Here is a 19,437-nt window from a genome sequence, read left to right as displayed (position 1 = left end):
TCCATGACGATTTCGCGCAATCAAATCCAGGGCGGGTGACCGGTTTCACTCGGCGGACGCGTTTACCACCCTGATCGTCTCCAACTTCGCATCGGCGGGATCCGGCAGGTTCATGCCCGCGGCCAGTCCGGTCCGCAGATATCCCAGGACCGGCTCGGTGAGGAGCTCACCGGGCAGCACGGCCGGGATGCCCGGCGGGTACGGCGTGACCATCTCTGCCGCGATCCGCCCGGCGGCTTCGGAGACCGGCACGTTCTCGGCCGTGCCGAAGAACGCGTCCCGGGGCAGCATGACCTGTTCCATCCGCAGCTCGGAGGGCGGCGGGACCTCCATCCGCGGAGCCGGGGCCAACTCCGGCGCGGCCCGGGCGAGATCCCTGAGCGCCGCGAGCAACTCGTCGGTCGTCTCCTCGTCGTCGCCGTGGGTGATCTGCATCCCGATACGCCGGTGGTCATTGAGGTGGGCGTCGATGTGCCGGTGCCGGCGCAGCCAGTCCGCGGCCTGGAACCCGCTGATCCCGAGCCCTTCGAGGTCGATGACACCGGGCAGCGGGTCGAGATCGTCGGCCAGGCCGGGCCCGCAGAAGTCGTCGCGGTCGTTGACGTGGACCCCGTCGATCTCCTCGATCGCGGCACGGACCCGGGCGGCGAGATCCAGCGCCCCGCCCATCAACTCCTTGCCCCGCAGCGCCATCTGCCGACGCCAGCCGTCCATACCGGCGTACAACAGCACCGAGGGACTCGTGGTGCCCAGCAGGTCGGCCCGCGTCTTCAGCAGGTCCGGCGGGACGAGATCGCCCCGCAGATGGAAGACCGACCCCTGCTCCAGCCCGCTGCCCATCTTGTGGATGCTGGTCACACAGATGTCGGCACCCGCGTCCATGGCCCAGGACGGCAGATCGGGGTGGAAGGGCAGGTGCGCGCCCCACGCCTCGTCCACGATCAGCGGCACCGAACGGCGGTGGCACAGCTCGGCGATGTCCCCGAGGGCCGCGCAACCGCCGTACGGGGTGGGGCTGGTGACCAGAGCACCCTTCGCGTCGGGGTGGGCGTCGAAGGCCTGCTCGTACTCCGCGGCGGACGGCGGGTGCGCGAGATGACGTTCGGCGTCCCACCGCGGCTCGACCCACACCGGCTCGATCCCGGACAGGATCAGCCCGGACACCACCGACTTGTGGGCGTCCCGCCCGATCAGCAGCTTCTCGTGCGGGCCCGCGACGGCCAGCATGGCGGCCTTCACGGACAGGGAACTCCCGCAGGTGGTGAAGAAGGTGTGGTCGGCGTGCACGGCATCGGCCATCAGCTCCTCGGCCCGCTCCAGCACCCGCCCCCGGGTCAGCCGGTCGTCCAGACCGCCCGAGGCCAGCACGTCTCCCAGGAAGACGGCGTCGCCCAGCACCTCCCGCACCGCGGGATCGGCCCCTCGCGCCTGCTTGTGTCCCGGCGGCGCGAAGGACAGCTGTCCTCGCCGGTGGTAGTCGGCCAGGGCTTCCAGAACCGGTGCTCGGGTGTGATCCACAGTCATGGCCCCCGGGTGCCCGGCCCGGACGTCCGCCAATCGGTCCGGACCGGAACGCCCGGCGGTCAGCGGCCGCCAGGCCTGAGCACCTCGTCAAGCACCCTGGTCACCGCCTCGTAGGCCAGGGTGCGTACGGCGGCGTCCCGGGCCGCCTGGGGATCGGAGGGCTCCAGCTCGTCGCTCCGCGCGCGCCAGGACCGCTCCTCCTCCGCCGCACAGGCCCGGGCACGCTGGATTCGGCGCATCAGTTCATCTGAGTCCACGACATCCGTCATGCAGTTCGCGTACCCAGGGAACGCGATCGAATGGCCGGGAGTCCCGCCCGAAACGGGGAGGTTTGACCCGGCGCGCAGAGGTCAGCCGATTAGTGGAGGCCTACGGAGGACGCGCACCGTACATCACGGTCACCGTGTCCGTGGGTCCGGCCGGGCCCGGCTTCTGCTTCACCGACCCGAGAACCACCAGTCGATTTACTGATCAGGAGCCACGTCATGTGCGACGAGCACAGGACCGAAGCCGCCCCCCCACTGTCCGTCGCGCGTCGGCGCGTACGACCCCGGCCGTCCAGGCCGGCCGAGGTCCGCCGGGCGGTGGAGCGGGCGGTGTCCGAACGCTGCCGCGCCACTCACACCCCGTGCGACGCCCAGGCACTCTCCGACGCGTTGCTCGTCGCCTCGGAACTCACCACCAACGCCATCCTGCACGGGGGCGGCATCACCGACTTCCACGTCACCGTCGAGGGCTGGGGCGTGTGCGTCTCCGTCAGCGACCGCAGCGCCGCGCTGCCGGTCGCCAGGACCCCCGTCGACCCGCACGGCAGGTGGCGGACCGGCGGCCACGGCTGGCCGATCGTGTGCCGGCTGGCCCGCGACGTCCGCGTGACCGACCTGCCCTCGGGCGGGAAGCGCATCACCGCCGTGGTGCCCCTGAGCTAGGGCGGCACCTGTGGGGCGACAACCGGAAAACGGAGTTTCGCCGACGGAGTTTGGGCCCCATACAGCAGGGCAGACGCAGTTTCGTGCTTCGGACCGGAGGCGCGCCAGCGGGAGCTGTATGGCTGCTGCGGGCCCCTTTGGGCGGTCCCGGCGTCCTTCCTCCCGCGGTCAGACCCTGAACCCGTTCTTCAGGAGCGAATCCGCATGCTCACCGACACGTCGACCAGCCGTCCCACCACCCAGGACCGTCCCTCCGCTTCCGGCAGGCGGCGACACGACGACGCCCCTGACACCATGGCTCTCTTCGCCCGCCTGTCCGGGCTGGAGGACGGCCCCGAGCGCGACGCCCTGCGCGACGAACTCGTCACCGCCTGGCTGCCCATGGCCCACCGCATCGCGGGCCGGTTCCGCGACCGCGGCGAGTCCATCGAGGACCTGCGCCAGGTCGCGGCCCTAGGGCTCGTGAAGGCCATCGACCGGTTCGAACCGGAACGAGGAGCCTTCGAGAGCTACGCCGTGCCCACCATCACCGGCGAGGTCAAGCGCCACTTCCGCGACCGCATGTGGGCCCTGCGGGTGCCCCGCCGCGTGCAGGAACTGCGCAACAAGGTGCGGGTGGCCCGGCGCGAGCTCACCCAGAACCCCGGTTCCCCCGAACCGACCCCCGCCGACCTCGCCGCTCACACCGGCCTGACCGAGGAAGAGGTCACCACCGGCCTGGAGGCCCTCGAAAGCTTCAGCACGCTCTCCCTGGACGCCGAACTCTCCGCCGGCGACGACGGCTACAGCCTCGCCGACACCCTGGGCGGCCCGGACACGTCGTACGACGTCGTCGTCGACCGCGAGTCCGCCAAGGAGGGCCTGCGCCGGCTGCCCGAGCGCGAGCGCGCCATCCTCTACATGCGTTTCTTCGAGGACATGACACAAAGCCGTATCGCCGACCAGCTGGGCATCTCGCAGATGCACGTCTCCCGGCTCATCAGCCGCAGCTGCGCGCGGGTGCGCGACGAGGCGCTGGCCGACCGGTCGAGGCGGCAGGCCGACGGGTCGGCCGAGGCCTGAGAGGGCGAGGAGGGGACCAGATGCTGATACCTGACCGCACCTTCCTGCGGCGGCTCGTCCAGGAGTACGAGGCACTGCGGGCCGAGGAGTCCGCGACGGCGGCCGAACCGAGCCCGCGGGCCCGGGACCTCGCCTACACGCTCTGTGTATCCACCGGCACGCGTGACGTGCGGCTGGCCCTGGAGACGGCTCACCGTCTGCTCGCCGCCATGCCCGAACCCGCGCGACTGGCCGATTGACCGCACTCCGTGTGACCGCCCGCAAGGACGGCATGCGGACTTCCAGGAGGTCCATATGACCACGAGCTCCACGGCGACGACTGGCCGCATCGAGGCCAGACGCGCGGCACGCGGCTCCGTCACGGAGGGCGCCGCCCGCGCGGGGTTCACCGCCCGCGGAGTGATCTACCTGCTGGTCGGTGTGCTGGCGCTGCAGATCGCCTTCGGTGACGGCAAGCGCCAGGCCGACCGCGGCGGCGCCCTCGCCGCCCTCGCCGACAAACCGTTCGGCTCCGTCGTCCTGTGGGCGCTGGGGATCGGTCTGGTCGGCATGGTCCTGTGGCGGCTGTCCGAGGTGGTGTTCGGGGCGGTCGGTCCCGACGGCCGCAAGGCCACGAAACGACTGCTGTCCGCCGTCCGCTGCGTCTTCTACGCGTTCGTCGCCTACTCCGTGCTGTCGTTCGCCGTCGGGTCCGGCAGCGGCGGATCGAGCGACAAACAGTCCAAGGACGTCACCGCCCGGGTCCTGGAGTGGCCCGGTGGGCAGTGGCTGGTGGGCATCGCGGGTGTCGGTGTCGCGGTGGCCGGTGTGTGGATAGCCGCCCAGGCACTGCGCAGGTCCTTCCACGGCAAGATGAAGCTCGCCCAGATGGGTCCGCGGGCCAGGAAGTTCGTCGATGTGACGGGCGTGGCCGGCGGAGTGGCGCGGGGCGTGGTGTTCACGGCCGCGGGCGCGTTCGCCGTCCGGGCCGCAATCGACTACGAGCCCGAGAAGGCGAAGGGCCTCGACGACACGCTCCGCTCGTTCGCCGACACCCCGCTGGGACCGTGGCTGCTCGTCCTGGTCGCCGTCGGGCTGGTGCTGTTCGGAGTGTTCTCGTTCGCGATGGCCCGCTGGCGGCGGGTCTGAGCGGCGGGACACGGGGAACCCGGGATGCATGAACGAACCCGAGCTTCCGCCCGACGGTAGGCCCGTGGACGTCTACCTGGACCTTCTGCGCATCCGTATGGCCTCGGACGACTACGAGCTCCTGCTCAGTGTGGTCCGTCCGGTCCTGCGGGCGATCGACGAGCACCAACTGCCCGCCCTGGACTTCGCGCTGGAGGACAGCCAGCAGCACGGGCTGCCCCAGGAGATCCGCGACGAGGCCGCCCTGGTCATCGCCACCGCGGTGACCGGCCGAATGGACAACAAGGTGATCGAACTCCATGTCGATGACAGCAATCCGATCCGGGTGGTGACCGACGCGGACACGGCCGCCGATCCGGTCCGCCTCGGTGAGATCGCCGACTACATCCGCGAACGCCGGCAACTCGACGACGAGTTGCGAGGCATCGCCGAGGTGAGCGGTCTGCCCACGGATCTCTGAGCACCGCGCCCTATCGCTTGGGCGCCGCCACCGGCACGTGCAGCGGCCGGGCCAGACCGACCACGGTCTCGTCCAGCCGCTGCACGTGCCGCAGCACGCGGTCGGTGACCCGGCCGAAGCGAGGCGTGCCGGGGACCTCGGTCTCCAGCAGCGAGGCGATGCTCGGCCCGGTCTCCACCGCGGCCGTGGAGCGCTCGTCGGCGACCTTCGCGGCGATGGCCCCGATGTTGTCCCCGATGCGCCGGCCGGCCCGGCGCAGCCGGGGATCCGCCGCGATCGAGGGGTGCGTGGGCAGCAGTTCGGCCGTGGCCGCCAGCGAGCGTGCGTGGTACGCGCACGTCTCCAGGAGCGCCACGACATAGCGGGCCGTGTCGCGCCGGGCCCGAAGGGGCGTGATCGGGTGGGTGAGCGGCTTGGTCGCCGCCCGCAGGTCGGCCAGCGCCTGGTCCAGGTCGCGCGCCTGGTCGAGCAGGTCTTCGGGGGAGCCGCCGCTGAGCTGGTCCACGGCGGCCTCGGTGACCTCGTCGAGCCGCTCCAGCACGGTGACGAGCAGATCGTTGGTACGGCGGTCCGTGCGCACCGGCAGGACGAACGCCGCCGCGATGACCCCGCAGGCCACGCCGAGCGCGCTCTCCTCCACACGCAGCACCAGCACCGAGAGGCTGTAGGTGTGCAGCAGCGTGTAGAGCAGGCCGAGGGCCGCGGTGACGAAGAACGACATCAGGGTGTAGGAGAGCGGCGCGGTGTAGAACATCGCGAACACCAGCACCAGCACCAGGGCGAACGCCGTCCAGGTGTGCTGCCCGACGGCCCCCGCAAGCACGATCCCGGCCAGCACGCCGAGGACGGTGCCCAGCAGCCGGCGGTAGCCCTTGACCAGGATCTCCCCCGTGGACGCGGTGTTGATGAACACGATCCAGCAGGTGAGCACGGCCCAGTACCAGCGCTGGCTGGAGAGGAACTCGCCGCCGACGATGGCGAGCGAGGACCCCACGGCGACCTGCACCGCGGCCCGGGTCGTGGGCCGCCCGAGCCCGGTGAGCTTCTCCTGCTCGTCGTCCTCCTCGCCGGCGTCGATGACGGCGTCCTCGGCGTCCAGTTCCTCGCGCGAGCGGGCCGTCGCGGGGGAGTCGTCCGACTCGTCCTGCGGACCGTCCAGAGCGATCCTGAGGCCGAGCACCGCGCGGGCCGCCTCGCCGATGCCCCGGAAGACGTCCTGGACGGCGGGCGGCGCGGGCGGCAGGTTCTCCTCCTCGCGGTAGCCGAGCAGCCGGTTGCGGACCTGGGACAGGGCCGTGCCGGACCGGGCGGCGGCCGGGCGCAGCACCAGCAGCCGCAGCGCCTCCAGATCACGGCGCACCCTGTCCATCGCCTCGTCCCGGCCGGGCATCCGGCCGGCCCGCGGGGCCGGCGCACCGGGCAGATGCAGGGTGAGGGTGTCCGCGCGCTCGGCGCTGTGGGCCGACAGCAGCAGCAGGCCGAGCCGCTCGGCGGTGATCTCGGCGTCCGCGACCCGCCGCTGCACGAGCCGTGCCGCGGCCGCGTCGGAGGTCCCCTCCTCCAGCCGCCCCTGGATCATCAGCGCCGTCTCGTGCAGCCGCGCGGTCCCCTCGCGTACGCCCTTCAGCGCCTCGTCGATCTCCTCGGGCCCGGCGTCCAGCAGTTGGAGCTGCGCGGACACCAGTTGGGCCAGCCGGACCCGGAAGGCCTCCCGCAGGCGTTCGAGGAGGCCCGTAGGGGTCTCCGGCACCAGCAGGAAGCGTGCCGCCGCGCTGCCCAGGAAGGCGACGCCGAGCACGCCGTACAGCTCGGGCAGGCTCGAGACGGTGGCGCCGACGAACAGGGAGACGAAGTAGACCTGGAAGCCGATCAGGCCGAGGGCGGTGCCCCGGTCGCCGAAGCGGCGGCTGTAGACGGCGCAGAAGATCAGCGCGACGAAGAAGAGGTCACCGGCCAGCACACGGGAGCTCAGCAGCGCGCCCAGCGACAGGGAGGCCAGGGCCACCGGGAGGCCCAGGGCGAGGGTCACGGCCTGGGAAGAGCGCTGCTTCTCCCGGATGGCGAAGGTCGCGACCATCGCCATGATGGCGCCCGTCACCAGATGCGGGACGCTCGCCCCCAGCAGACCGAGCACGGCCAGGGTGAGGGCGATCGCTCCCACCGTGCGCAGACCCGCGGCCAGCCGGAGCAGCCCCGGGTCCGACGCCGCGACCCGGTCGCGCAGCCTCGCTGTGTTCACTCCGCCGTACTCACTCCCGTGTCACGTCATGATCCGTTCCAGCATGGCACGGCGGGGTGCGTCACTCGCCCTTGGCCTCCGCGAGGGTGTGGGCGACGACCGCGTTGGCGTGGCCTTGTCCCGGCCCGTGCTCGGTCTTCAGCCAGATGACCAGCTCCATGTGCCGGGTCGGCGGCGAGGAGCGGACGAGCTCCTGCCACTCGGCGATCGGCCGGCCGTACTTCTTCTCGATGGCGACCGCCGACCGGCCGGAAACCGATCGGCGGCCCGGAGTGACGTGGACCACACCTACTGGTCCAGCTGCCGCGTCCCCTCGACCTGCGCCCGGACCTGTTCCGGCGTCAGGTACGCGTCGGTGTACTCGAAGTCCTTGAGCGTGGCGGGCTTGCGGGCCTGGAAGCCCGTACGGACGAAGTCGTCGCCCGCGATGGCGTTGAGCGTCCAGTTCGTCGCCACGCGGACCTTGGCGACATTGGTGCGCAGCGCCGCCCAGTGGTAGCCGCGGGCCGCGAACTGGGCGGGCAGGCCGCGCAGTTCGATGCCGAGCGGCTTGGAGACGGCGTCCGTGCCGCCGAGGTCGACGACCAGGCCGAGGTCCTTGTGGACGTACGGCTTCAGTGCCTGACCCCGCAGCGTCGCGATGACGTTGTCGGCGACGACCTTGCCCTGGCGCATGGCGTGCTGGGCCGTGGGCGGGCAGATCGCGCTGTCGTCGTCCTTGGCCTCGTCGGGCACGGCGGCGGAGTCGCCGAGCGCGAAGACGCCGTCCTGGCCCGGCAGGGTCATCTCGGCGGAGACCGCGAGCCGCCCGCGAATCGTTTCGGCGCCGAGCGTGGCGATGAGCGGGCTCGCCACCACCCCGGCGGTCCAGATCAGCGTCCGGGTGGGGATCACCCGGCCGTCGGTGAAAGTGACCTCCTCGGGGCCCGCCTTCTCGATGGAGACACCGAGCGACACGTCGATGCCACGCCGGCGCAGGATCTCCTGCGCGCTGCGGCCCAGCTTGTCGCCCAGCTCCGGCATCAGCTTCGGGGCGATGTCGATCAGATGCCACTTGATCAGCGACGGGTCGATGCGCGGATAGCGCTTGACCGCCGCGTGGGTGAGCTTCTGCAGACAGGCGGCGGTCTCGGTGCCGGCGTATCCGCCGCCGACGACCACGAACTGGAGCCGCGCCGCGCGTTCGGCCGGATCGTGGCTGGCGTCCGCGAGGTCGAGCTGGGAGATGACGTGGTCGCGGATGTAGGCGGCCTCGGCGAGGGTCTTCATGCCGAAGGCGTGCTCGGTGAGGCCCGGGATGTCGAAGGTGCGGGTGATGCTGCCGGGAGCCAGCACGATGTAGTCGTACGGCTCGTTGACGATCTCGTCCGTGATGGTGCGGATCACGCAGACCTTGGACTTGAGGTCCACGCCGATCGCGCCGCCCGGGATGATCCGGGTGCGGTACTTCTTGCTGCGGCGCAGGGACACGGCGATCGACTGGGGCGTCAGCACGCCGGAGGCGACCTGGGGCAGCAACGGGAGATAGAGCTGGTAGGCGAACGGCGTCACCAGGGCGACATCGGCTTCGTCCGGGGAGAGTTTCCGCTCCAGCCGGCGAACGCATTCGACTCCGGCGAAGCCGGCGCCAACCACCAGGATCCTGGGTCGTGTCACGGTGTTCATCCCTTTCTGCGGCTCCAGGCGGTCTGCCTTGAACGCCCTTCGTGTGCCCGTGCGGGCGCGACGAATGCGTCGAGGACCACCTTGCCCGTCCTGGCCTGAAAGTGCACCGGGAGAAAGGTGAAGGAGGTGCGCGGACCGGACGCGGGGAAACCGCTTGCGAGAGTGCCGGTCGCCGAATGTGTGTGCGGCAGAAGGGTATTGGGTGCTGTGAGCCCGCTCGCAGCCGAGAACCGGGCTCCGTGCAGCACTCGGGAGGGAAGGAGCAGCGTGACCACCGACAGAATCTGGTCGTACGCGCCGGACAGCGGATACGTCGAGGGACAGGACCTGACGGGCTTCAGCGTCGTCGCGAGCGACGGCACGATCGGACACGTGGACCGGCAGGCCGCGCCCCACGGCATGGCACACCTCGTCGTCGACACCGGCGTATGGATCTTCGGCCGCAGCGTCCTGGTCCCGGTGGGCGCCGTCACCCAGGTCGACACCCGCGACCAACGGGTCACGCTGGCCTGCACCGGCGCGGAGGTGAAGGCGGCCCCCCGCTTCCGCACCGACAGCGAGACCCGGGACGGTGAGTACCTCGCGGCGGTCGCCGCCTACTATCTGCGGCTCACGGCCACCGCCTGACGGGACCGGGGGAGCGTCACCAGGGCAGGAAGACGTGTACGTCCTTGCCGCGCTCGTCCGTCACCACGCTGACCTGGTCGCACAGGGCGTGCACCAGGTGCCAGCCGATGCCGCCGCCGCCCGTGCGCGGATCGAAGGAACGCGGGGCCGGCGGCGTCGGGTTGGTGTCGCGCAGCGTCACGTGCACGCCGTCGAAGGTGCGGCGCATGCGCAGTACGAAGGGTCCTGGAGCGTACTGGACGGCGTTGGCGGCGAGTTCCGTGACCACCAGCAGGATGTCGTCCCAGTGCTCGGGGGTCGCGGGCGGCACGCTCTGGCGCAGGTCGTCCAGGAATTCCTCAGCGGCGAGCCGCGCACCCGTCACGCATTGCGGCTCGCCCGCGAAACGGGTGGTGCGGCTCGGAATCGCCTCGGAAGTCAGTGTCTCGTCCCAGTGCGGCTCGGTGCCGGTCCGCTCTCACGGCCCGGCGTCAGCGGGTTGTCGTACTCTCTCATGTCGCCACTGAGCCGTGTTCCCGAGGGCAGGCGACCCAATCGTCCTCACCATGGGGAACGCGGCCGACTATCGGGGTTTCAGCGGAACACGTTGTCCGAGTCGTCCCAGTTCAGCAGGTCGTCCGCCGGGGTGCGCCGGGCTCCGGCCGAGCGGGCCTGGTACATCGCGTCGATCTCCATCGCGTAGCGGCTGACGATCTCGTCCCGGCGCAGTTTCATCGACGGTGTCAGCAGGCCGTTGGCCAGGTCGAACGGCTCCGGCAGCACCCGGAACACGCGGATCGACTCCGAGCGCGAGACCGTGCTGTTGGCGGCGGCCACGGCCCGCGCGATCTCCTCCCGCAACGCGTTCTCCTCCCGGGCCTCCCGCACCGAGGGGTCCTGCTGGGCCACCAGGACGCCGCGCCAGTGGGCCAGGAACACCGGGTCCAGGGTGAGCAGGGCGCCCACGCAGGGCCGGTTGTCACCCACCACCACGGCCTGGTGGATCAGCGGATGCATCCTCAGCCGGTGCTCCAGGGCGGCCGGGGCCACGCTCTTGCCGCTGGTGGTGACGATGATGTCCTTCTTGCGGCCGGTGATCGTCAGATAGCCGTCGGCGTCCAGCCGCCCGAGGTCCCCGGTGGCCAGCCAGCCGCCGTACAGCGCGGCCCGTGACGCGGCCTCGTCGTTGACGTAGCCCTGGAAGACCGAGGGCCCGCGCACCAGGATCTCCCCGTCGTCCGCCACCCGGAGATCCACGCCCGGCAGGGGCCGGCCCACGGTTCCGGACTTCTCCCGGCCCAGCGGCTGCATGGTGATCCCGCCGCACGTCTCCGTGAGGCCGTACCCGTCGTGGACGTACATGCCGATGCCCTCGTAGAACAGGGAGAGCTCACGGTTGAGGGTGGAGCCGCCCGAAGTGGCACGGCGGGCCCGGCCGCCCAGCGCGGCCCGCAGTCTGCGGTAGACCGTGCGCTCGTACAGGGCGTGCTGGAGCCGCAGGTCGAAACCGGGACCAGGGCCCTCGCCCAGCCGCTGCCGCTCGCAGGCCAGGGCGAAGTCCCGGGCCGTGTCGGCGGCCCGCTCGAACAGGGCGCCGCGGCCCGACTGCTGGGCGGCGCACAGGAAGTTCTTGTAGATCTTCTCGAAGACCGAGGGCACGGCGTAGAAGTAGGTGGGGCGGAACGACTGCAGGGCGGACGCCAGCGCCTCCTCGCCCAGGTCGGGCTCGTGGGCCATGAGCAGACCGCCCCGGATGCACAGGCCCTGGATCATGAGGCCGTATACATGGGAGAAGGGCAGGAAGGCGAGAACGGACGGCTGCTCTCCCGGGGCCGCCGTGACCTGGCGCCAGCCTTCGAGGAGGGTGTCGACGGGGCTCGCGAGGCCGCGGTGACTGAGCGCGCAGCCCAGCGGACGGCCCGTGGTGCCGGAGGTGTAGGCGACGACCGCCGTGGAGTCCGGCAGCACGATCCGGCGCAGCGACTCGACCGTGGCGAGCGGGATCACCCGGCCCCGCTCCCTCAGGTCCTCCAGCGCGTCCGCGTCCAGCTGCCAGACATGGCGCAGCCGGGGCAGTGAGGCGCACACCGAGCCGACCGTCATCACCGCCTGCTCGTCCTCCACCACCACGGCCGCGCAGGCGGCGTCGCGCAGGATCCACTCGACCTGTTCGCGGGAGGACGTCGGATAGATCGGTACGACCTCGGCGCCGACCGTCCACAGCGCGTAGCTGAGGACCGTCCACTCGTACCGGGTGCGCGCCATGACGGCCACCCGGTGTCCGGGCGAGATCCCGGAGGCGACCAGTCCCTTCGCGAGGTCCACGACCTCGTCCCGCAGCTCCACGGCCGTGACCTCCTGCCAGCGTCCCGAAGAGCCCTCGGGACGACGGGCGAGCACCGGCAGGGTGGGGTCGAGCTCCGCTCGCTCGAACACGCTGTCGGCCAGACCGCCGCTGGAGTGCGAGATGGTCCGGGGCGCGAGGGCGAAATCGCGCATGCGCTGCTCCTGACGTGTACGGGCTGTGACCGTGCCGATGAGCTCGGTCATCCGCGGTGCTCGAATCTAGCCCAGGCGCGAGCGAGTGGTACCTGGAATACGGAAGTAACCGGTCACCCGTGATCTGGTCGAGATCGGGGGACTGGGACCGCATGCGTCAGTGGCCTTGGCCCGACCTCTGGGCCCGGTGGGACCTACGACTGGGTCAGCCGCACGCACTCGGTGACCACGCTCCGCAGGCTCCCGGTGCGCTCCAGGAGCTCGCGCTGCACCCGGGCGCCGTTGCCGTGCCGCAGCAGTTCGGTGCAGGACTCGCGGGCCCGGTCCAGGTCGCCGCTGTCGGCGAGCGCGTCCTCGACGTGCTCCAGCAGGGCCCGCACCACCGTCTCGGCCGGCATGCGGTGCATCGTCGCCGGGTGCAGCAGCTCCTCCGTGAGACCGGAGCGCGCGGCCTGCCAGGCCGCCAGCCGCAGCAGGCTCACACTGTGCGTCACCGGCTCCTTGTCCGCCCGCCACTCGCGCGCGGCCGTCTCCACCAGCCCCCGGGCGAGAGTCGCGAGCAGGACGGCGGTGTCCGCCCGCAGGCAGACGTCCGAGACCCGGATCTCCACGGTCGGGTAGTTCCGGGACAGCCGGGCGTCGAAGTAGATCATCCCCTCGTCCAGGATGACACCGGTCGCCACCATGTCCGCGACCCGCCGGTGATAGCGCTCCGCCGAGCGGAACGGCTCGGTCGGGCCGGCCGACGGCCAGCGCTGCCACACCCGGCTGCGGTAACTGCTGTAGCCGGTGTCCTTGCCCTGCCAGAAGGGCGAGTTGGCGCTGATCGCGGCCAGCACGGCCAGCCAGGGCTGGATCCGGTCGACGACCGCCACGGCCTCCTCGTCGGAGTCCACGGACACGTGGACGTGACAGCCCATGACGAGCTGCTCCTGGGTGGCGATGCCGTACTGGTCCGCCATCCACTGGTAGCGGCGGCCGACGCCCACGGAGGGGCTGACGGGCAGCGGGGAGGTGGCCAGGGAGGCCACGGCACAACCGCTGTCGCCGGCGAGCCGGGCGGCCTCCTTGCGACAGCGCACGATCTCCGCGCGGAGCTCGTCCATGCCCGACTGCGGGTGGGTGGCGAACTCCACCATCTGGTTGTGCAGTTCCTTCTCGAAGACGTCCTGGTCCGGCTCGTCCTGCGCGGCCCGCGCGAGTACGGCCGCGGACAGCGCCTGCGGCTCGCCGGTCTCGGGGTCGACCAGGAGGAGTTCCTCCTCCACTCCCACGGTGCGCACGTGACATAGCCCTTTCTGTGGCCCTCGGCGACGACGAGGATGCGGGTTCTCGTACGACCCCGACTGCCCCTTCGGGCCGGTCGGACACCTCCGCGTCGCCCGCGGGCTCAGTCGGGCATCGGGACCAGCCACACCGTCGCGAGCGGCGGCAGGGTGAGCCGCAGCGCCCCGTCCTCCGCCTTGACCGGGTCGGGCCGCACGATGTCGCCGCCGCCGTACCGGGCGGCGTCGGTGTTGAGCGACTCCTGCCACAGGGGGTGACCCTCGGGGACGGTGAGGCGGTAGTCCTCGCGCACGACGGGGGAGAAGTTGGAGACCGCGAGCAGCGGAGCGCCCGCCGCGTCGAACCTCAGGAAGGCGAAGACGTTGTCCTCGGCCGCGTCCCCGACCACCCACCGGAAGCCTCCGGGGTCGGTGTCGCGCTCCCACAGGGCGGGGGTCGCGCGGTAGACGGTGTTCAGGTGGCGCACGAGATCGCGGACGCCCCGGTGGTCGGGCTCGGCGGAGTAGGCCGGGTCGAGCAGCCACCAGTCGGGGCCGTGGGCCTCGGACCATTCGGCGCCCTGGGCGAACTCCTGCCCCATGAACAGGAGTTGCTTGCCGGGGTGCGCCCACATGAAGCCGAGGTAGGCACGATGGTTGGCGCGCTGCTGCCACCAGTCGCCCGGCATCTTGGACACCAGCGCCTGCTTGCCGTGGACGACCTCGTCGTGGGAGATCGGCAGGACGTAGTTCTCGCTGTACGCGTACACCATCGAGAAGGTCATCTCGTTGTGGTGGTACTTGCGGTGCACCGGCTCATGGCTGATGTAGCCGAGGGAGTCGTGCATCCAGCCCATGTTCCACTTCAGGCCGAAACCCAGCCCCCCGCTGTCCGTGGGGCGGGTCACGCCGTCCCAGGCCGTGGACTCCTCGGCGATGGTGACGACCCCCGGCGCCCGGCGGTACACGGTCGCGTTCATCTCCTGGAGGAAGGCGACCGCGTCCAGGTCCTCCCGGCCCCCGAACACATTGGGGCTCCACTGGCCGGAGTCGCGCGAGTAGTCCAGGTAGAGCATCGAGGCGACCGCGTCCACGCGCAGCCCGTCGATGTGGAACTCCTCGCACCAGTACACGGCGTTGGCGACCAGGAAGTTGCGCACCTCGACGCGCCCGAAGTCGAACTCGTACGTCCCCCAGTCCGGGTGCTCGGCACGCCGGGAGTCCCCAGGTTCGTACAGCGGGTCCCCGTCGAAGCGGGCCAGTGCCCAGTCGTCCTTGGGGAAGTGGGCGGGCACCCAGTCCATGATCACACCGATGCCGGCCCGGTGGAGGGCGTCGATCAGGTGCTTGAAGTCGTCAGGTGTGCCGAGCCGGGAGGTCGGCGCGTAGAAGCCGGTGACCTGGTAGCCCCAGGAGCCGCCGAAGGGGTGCTCGGCGACCGGCATCAGCTCGACGTGGGTGAAGCCCAGGTCCTTGACGTAGGAGGGCAGCTGCTCGGCGAGTTGACGGTACGTCAGACCCTTGCGCCAGGTCGGCAGATGGACTTCGTAGACCGAGAACGGCGCCTTGTGCACCGGCACTTCACCGCGCCGGGCCATCCACTCCTCGTCGCTCCACTCGAAGTGCGAGGAGGTCACCACCGACGCGGTCGCGGGCGGCACCTCCGTGCTGCGCGCCATCGGGTCGGACTTCAGGAACCGGTCGCCGTAGCGCGAGGTGATCTCGAACTTGTAGCGGGCGCCCTCGGCGATCCCCGGGAGGAACAGCTCCCACACCCCGGACGAGCCGAGCGAGCGCATCGGGAAGGCTTGTCCGTCCCAGAAGGTGAACTCCCCGGCGACCCGGACGCCCTGGGCGTTGGGTGCCCACACCGTGAAGCGGGTGCCGGTCACGCCCTCGTGGGTCATCGGTTCGGCGCCGAGTGCCTTCCACAGCTGCTCGTGGCGGCCCTCGCGGATGAGATGGAGGTCGGTCTCGCCGAGCGCGGGCAGGAAGCGGTAGGGGTCGTGCACCTCCTGCTCGCCGTCCGCGTACGCCACCAGCAGGGTGTAGTCGGGGATCGCGTCGAGGGGCAGCAGACCGGAGAAGAGGCCGTCGCCCTCCGAGGTCAGCCCTCTGCGCTCGCCGTCGATCACCACGCTCACCGAGCGCGCGAAGGGCCGCAGGGCCCGGAAGGCGATCCCGCCCGCGACCGGGTGGGCGCCTAGCAACGCGTGCGGGTCGTGGTGGGCGCCGGCCAGCAGCCGGCCCCGGTCCGCGGGGTCGAGTGCGGGGGCCGGGGCACAGCGCGCCGGTCCGGACCGCTCGGGCAGTGAGGTGTCGCGCAGGGCCACGGCTCAGTCTCCTCTCACGGCGAGTCGTTCGATCGCCGCCATGGGCACGGGCAGCCAGTCGGGCCGGTGCCGTGCCTCGTACAGGACTTCGTAAACGGCCCGGTCGGTCTCGTAGGCGCGGAGCAGGCCGTGCTTCTTGCGTGGATCCCATCCGGCGAGGGCGGCGTAGCCCCCGCAGAAGGCCTCCCGGCAGCGGCGGGCCCACTCGGGCCGCCAGGGCCGGCGCTGGCGGGCCGCGTAGTCGAAGGAGCGCAGCATGCCCGCGATGTCCCGCACCGGGGACTGGGCGGTGCACCGATCGGCGAACGGGCGCGAGGGCTCGCCCTCGAAGTCGATGACGAACCACTCGCGGCCCGCCCGCAGCACCTGCCCCAGATGCAGGTCACCGTGGACACGCTGCGCGGGCGGCCCGGCGTCGCAGGTGGCGAGCGCGGCGAACGCGCTGCGCAGACCGGGGACGAACGGCCGCAGCGCCGGCACGCTGTGCGCGGCGGAGTCGAGACGTTCGGTCATCGCGGCCGCCGTGGAGCCGTTGTCGTCGTGGCCGGTGCCGGGGAAGGCCGCGGCCAGCGCGAGGTGCACCTCGGCCATGGCCCGCCCCAGTTCGTGCGCCTGCACGGTGAAGTCGTCTCCCGAGGCGAGTGCCTGGAGCGCCAGTGCCCAGCCGTCGGACGCGTCGCGCAGATACGGCTGGAGCACGCCGAGCGTGGCCTCCTGCGGATGTGTGGTCCGGAACCAGGCGACCGGCGCCGGCACCCGACGGCAGCCCTGTCCGGCCAGCGCGACCGGCACCTCCAGGTCCGGGTTGACCCCGGGCTGGATGCGGCGGAAGAGCTTCAGGATGAACTCGTCGCCGTACACCAGCGAGGTGTTCGACTGCTCGGCCTCCAGCAGCCGCGGCGGGAGCCCGGAGGGCACCGGCACCGAGGGGGCGCGCTCGAAGCACAGCGGGCCGGCGGTGCCGGGATGCCGCAGCCGCTCCAGCAGCAGTTGTGCCGAGCGCGGGTCGTGCAGGGCGTCGTACACCGTGAGACCGGCCAGCGGGCCCTGCTCCGCACGGCCGATGAGGGCACGGCCGAGACGCGGCAAGAGGTGTTTGCGCACCACGAGCAGCAACTGGTAGCAGTCGCCCGCCGGGGCGGCGCCGCCGGGCGCGGGCACCCCGCCGTGACCGGTGTGGACCAGCAGATGCAGACAGCCCGGGAACAGCTCGGTCATCGACAGCAGACCGAGCTCGCTCACGGGCCGGTCCTTGCCCGCGAACCAGCGCTGCCGCGGCAGCCATTGGCGCAGCAGGTCGCCGAGCGAGGCCATGAGATCGGCCGCGGGCGCGGGTCTCGGGCTGAGGGGTGCGGTCTTCGGCATGGTGACGCGTCCTTTCGTCGGCACGCTCAAAGGCGTCGGCCGATGCGGGATGCGACTCGGGAGAGCCGGAACCAGTAGAAGCCGTGCCCGCCGAGGGTCAGCAGGTACGGCAGTTCACCGATGGCCGGGAAACGCACCCCGCCGAACAGCTCGACCGGGTGCCGGCCGTCGAACTCGCGCAGATCCAGTTCTGTGGGCTGCGCGAACCTGGAGAAGTTGTTGACACACAGGACCAGGTCGTCCTCGTACTCCCGCAGGAAGGCCAGCACCGCCGGGTTGGAGGACTGCAGTTCGGTGAAGGTGCCGAGACCGAATGCCGGGTTCTGCTTGCGGATCTCGATCATCCGGCGGGTCCAGTGCAACAGGGAGGACGGCGAGGCCATCGACGCCTCGACGTTGGTGACCTGGTGTCCGTAGACCGGGTCCATGATGATCGGCAGGTTGAGCCGGCCCGGGTCGGCCGTGGAGAAGCCCGCGTTGCGGTCGGGGGTCCACTGCATCGGGGTGCGGACGGCGTCCCGGTCACCGAGCCAGATGTTGTCGCCCATGCCGATCTCGTCGCCGTAGTAGAGGATCGGCGAGCCGGGCAGGGACAGCAGCAGGGCGGTGAACAGCTCGATGGTGTCCCGGTCGTTGTCGAGCAGGGGAGCAAGGCGCCGCCGGATGCCGATGTTGGCGCGCATCCGTGGGTCCTTGGCGTACTCGGCCCACATGTAGTCGCGTTCCTCGTCGGACACCATTTCGAGGGTGAGCTCGTCGTGGTTGCGCAGGAAGATGCCCCACTGGCAGGTCTGCGGGATGGCCGGCGTCTTGGCGAGGATTTCCGAGATCGGATAGCGGGACTCGCGGCGGACCGCCATGAAGATGCGCGGCATGACCGGGAAGTGGAAGGCCATGTGGCACTCGTCGCCGCCTGCCTGGTAGTCGCCGAAGTAGTCGACGACGTCCTCGGGCCACTGGTTCGCCTCCGCCAGCAGGACCGTGTCCGGATACATCGCGTCGATCTCGCGGCGCACCCGCTTGAGGAACTGGTGCGTGGCGGGCAGGTTCTCGCAGTTGGTGCCCTCGGCCGCGTACAGATAGGGGACGGCGTCGAGGCGGAAGCCGTCGATGCCCAGGTCCAGCCAGAAGCGCAGGGCGGCCAGGATCTCCTCCTGGACCGCCGGGTTCTCGTAGTTGAGGTCCGGCTGGTGGGAGAAGAAGCGGTGCCAGTAGTACTGCCCGCGGACCGGGTCGTGGGTCCAGTTGGAGACCTCGGTGTCGACGAAGATGATCCGCGCGTCCTCGTACTGCTTGTCGTCGTCGGCCCACATGTAGTAGTCGCCGTAGGGGCCGTCGGGGTCCTTGCGGGACTCCTGGAACCACGGGTGCTGGTCGCTGGTGTGGTTCATGACGAAGTCGATGATGACCCGCATGCCGCGCTGGTGGGCGGCGTCGACGAACTCCACGAAGTCGGCGAGGTCACCGAACTCCGGCAGGACGGCGGTGTAGTCGGAGACGTCGTAACCGCCGTCCCGCAGGGGTGACTTGAAGAACGGGGGAAGCCACAGGCAATCGACACCGAGCCACTGGAGGTAGTCCAGCTTGGCGGTCAGGCCCTTGAGGTCGCCGACGCCGTCGCCGTTGCTGTCCTGGAAGGAGCGGACGAGCACCTCGTAGAAGACCGCGCGTTTGAACCAGTCGGGGTCCCGGTCCTTGGCCGGGGTGTCCTCGAAGGTGTCGTGGACGGGCTCGTTGACAGTCACGCTGTGGATCCTCCGCTCTGAGGCGCCGACCTGCGGACCTGGAACAGATGCGCCGGAGCCCGGCCGGGCTCCAGACGCACGTAGTTGTTTCTGCTCCAGTGGTAGGTCTCACCCGTCAGTTCGTCATGGACGGACAGGGACTCGTGCCATTCCAGGCCGAGTTGTGGCATGTCCAACGAGACCGTGGCCTCCTGGGTGTGGTGCGGGTCGAGGTTCACGACCACCAGAACCGTGTCGTCGCCGGTGTGCTTGCTGTAGGCGATGACCGCGTCGTTGTCGGTGTGGTGGAAGCGGATGTTCCGCAGGCGCTGGAGGGCGGGGTGGCGGCGCCTGATGGTGTTGAGCTGGGTGATCAGGGGGGCGAGGGAGTCGGGGGTGTCCCAGTCGCGGGTCTTGAGCTGGTACTTCTCCGAGTTCAGGTACTCCTCGCTGCCTTCGCGCAGCGGGGTGTTCTCGGCCAGTTCGTAGCCGGAGTAGATGCCCCAGGTCGGCGAGAGGGTCGCGGCCAGGACCGCGCGCAGGGCGAACGCGGGACGGCCGCCGTGCTGGAGGAAGGCGTGCAGGATGTCGGGGGTGTTGGCGAAGAAGTTCGGCCGCATGTAGGAGGCCGCCTCACC

General features: G+C 70.9%; 18 protein-coding genes. 6 read left to right on the top strand and 12 right to left on the bottom strand.

Annotation, left to right across the window (positions count from 1 at the left end; translation table 11 throughout):
* Positions 1-45 precede the first annotated feature (45 nt).
* Positions 46-1,524, bottom strand: coding sequence for an aminotransferase class I/II-fold pyridoxal phosphate-dependent enzyme (locus tag H293_RS0110995; protein WP_020117927.1), 1,479 nt, complete (start codon positions 1,522-1,524; stop codon positions 46-48).
* A 59-nt stretch (positions 1,525-1,583) separates the two neighbouring features.
* On the bottom strand, positions 1,584-1,793 hold the full coding sequence (locus H293_RS0110990) for a hypothetical protein (protein ID WP_028807740.1): 210 nt from the start codon (positions 1,791-1,793) through the stop codon (positions 1,584-1,586).
* A gap of 216 nt (positions 1,794-2,009) precedes the next feature.
* On the opposite strand from H293_RS0110990, the gene H293_RS0110985 reads away from it, so the two are divergent.
* The 5 genes from H293_RS0110985 to H293_RS0110965 all read left to right on the top strand — a co-directional run bounded on the left by H293_RS0110985 (position 2,010) and on the right by H293_RS0110965 (position 5,103).
* Positions 2,010-2,453 carry an ATP-binding protein gene (locus H293_RS0110985; protein ID WP_020117925.1) on the top strand — a complete coding sequence of 148 codons (444 nt, stop codon included), beginning with the start codon at positions 2,010-2,012 and terminating at the stop codon, positions 2,451-2,453.
* 204 nt (positions 2,454-2,657) lie between these two features.
* The gene (locus H293_RS0110980) at positions 2,658-3,515 is read left to right on the top strand and encodes a SigB/SigF/SigG family RNA polymerase sigma factor (protein WP_020117924.1); all 858 of its coding nucleotides are present in this window, start codon (positions 2,658-2,660) and stop codon (positions 3,513-3,515) included.
* Between the two features lie 20 nt (positions 3,516-3,535).
* The gene (locus H293_RS0110975; protein WP_020117923.1) at positions 3,536-3,754 is read left to right on the top strand and encodes a DUF5133 domain-containing protein; all 219 of its coding nucleotides are present in this window, start codon (positions 3,536-3,538) and stop codon (positions 3,752-3,754) included.
* Positions 3,755-3,809: 55 nt separating this feature from the next.
* Positions 3,810-4,643 (top strand): DUF1206 domain-containing protein, encoded by an 834-nt coding sequence (locus tag H293_RS0110970; protein WP_020117922.1) that lies wholly within the window; start codon positions 3,810-3,812, stop codon positions 4,641-4,643.
* 28 nt (positions 4,644-4,671) lie between these two features.
* Complete coding sequence (locus H293_RS0110965) at positions 4,672-5,103, top strand: hypothetical protein (protein WP_020117921.1); 432 nt, start codon at positions 4,672-4,674, stop codon at positions 5,101-5,103.
* Between the two features lie 10 nt (positions 5,104-5,113).
* Here the strand turns inward: H293_RS0110965 and H293_RS0110960 are convergent, their stop codons facing one another.
* The 3 genes from H293_RS0110960 to H293_RS0110950 form a co-directional block, all read right to left on the bottom strand.
* Positions 5,114-7,342 (bottom strand): FUSC family protein, encoded by a 2,229-nt coding sequence (locus H293_RS0110960; protein ID WP_020117920.1) that lies wholly within the window; start codon positions 7,340-7,342, stop codon positions 5,114-5,116.
* A 61-nt stretch (positions 7,343-7,403) separates the two neighbouring features.
* Positions 7,404-7,628 (bottom strand): DUF4287 domain-containing protein, encoded by a 225-nt coding sequence (locus tag H293_RS0110955; protein WP_020117919.1) that lies wholly within the window; start codon positions 7,626-7,628, stop codon positions 7,404-7,406.
* A gap of 2 nt (positions 7,629-7,630) precedes the next feature.
* Complete coding sequence (locus tag H293_RS0110950; RefSeq protein WP_020117918.1) at positions 7,631-9,007, bottom strand: NAD(P)/FAD-dependent oxidoreductase; 1,377 nt, start codon at positions 9,005-9,007, stop codon at positions 7,631-7,633.
* A 267-nt stretch (positions 9,008-9,274) separates the two neighbouring features.
* On the opposite strand from H293_RS0110950, the gene H293_RS0110945 reads away from it, so the two are divergent.
* Complete coding sequence (locus H293_RS0110945) at positions 9,275-9,634, top strand: hypothetical protein (protein WP_020117917.1); 360 nt, start codon at positions 9,275-9,277, stop codon at positions 9,632-9,634.
* A 16-nt stretch (positions 9,635-9,650) separates the two neighbouring features.
* Here H293_RS0110945 and H293_RS0110940 read toward each other — a convergent pair whose 3' ends face one another.
* The 7 genes from H293_RS0110940 to H293_RS49335 all read right to left on the bottom strand — a co-directional run.
* Positions 9,651-10,055 (bottom strand): ATP-binding protein, encoded by a 405-nt coding sequence (locus H293_RS0110940; protein WP_028807739.1) that lies wholly within the window; start codon positions 10,053-10,055, stop codon positions 9,651-9,653.
* Between the two features lie 152 nt (positions 10,056-10,207).
* Positions 10,208-12,112 (bottom strand): AMP-dependent synthetase/ligase, encoded by a 1,905-nt coding sequence (locus tag H293_RS0110935; protein ID WP_028807738.1) that lies wholly within the window; start codon positions 12,110-12,112, stop codon positions 10,208-10,210.
* 194 nt (positions 12,113-12,306) lie between these two features.
* Positions 12,307-13,395 (bottom strand): glutamate--cysteine ligase 2, encoded by a 1,089-nt coding sequence (locus H293_RS0110930; protein ID WP_020117914.1) that lies wholly within the window; start codon positions 13,393-13,395, stop codon positions 12,307-12,309.
* A 107-nt stretch (positions 13,396-13,502) separates the two neighbouring features.
* Positions 13,503-15,710, bottom strand: coding sequence for a 1,4-alpha-glucan branching enzyme (gene glgB, locus H293_RS0110925; RefSeq protein ID WP_020117913.1), 2,208 nt, complete (start codon positions 15,708-15,710; stop codon positions 13,503-13,505).
* Between the two features lie 3 nt (positions 15,711-15,713).
* Entirely contained in the window at positions 15,714-17,075 is a 1,362-nt protein-coding gene (locus H293_RS0110920) for a maltokinase N-terminal cap-like domain-containing protein (RefSeq protein ID WP_020117912.1), read from the bottom strand.
* A gap of 26 nt (positions 17,076-17,101) precedes the next feature.
* The gene (treS, locus tag H293_RS0110915; protein ID WP_020117911.1) at positions 17,102-18,820 is read right to left on the bottom strand and encodes a maltose alpha-D-glucosyltransferase; all 1,719 of its coding nucleotides are present in this window, start codon (positions 18,818-18,820) and stop codon (positions 17,102-17,104) included.
* A partial coding sequence (locus H293_RS49335) for an alpha-glucosidase C-terminal domain-containing protein (protein WP_033415354.1) occupies positions 18,817-19,437 on the bottom strand: 621 nt, incomplete at its 5' end. The genes H293_RS49335 and treS, both read right to left, overlap by 4 nt.

It is taken from the genome of Streptomyces canus 299MFChir4.1, assembly GCF_000383615.1.
Taxonomy (GTDB): Bacteria; Actinomycetota; Actinomycetes; order Streptomycetales; family Streptomycetaceae; genus Streptomyces; species Streptomyces canus_C.
Note: the sequence above shows the minus strand (reverse complement) of the source record. Positions and strands in the feature narration are given on the sequence as shown.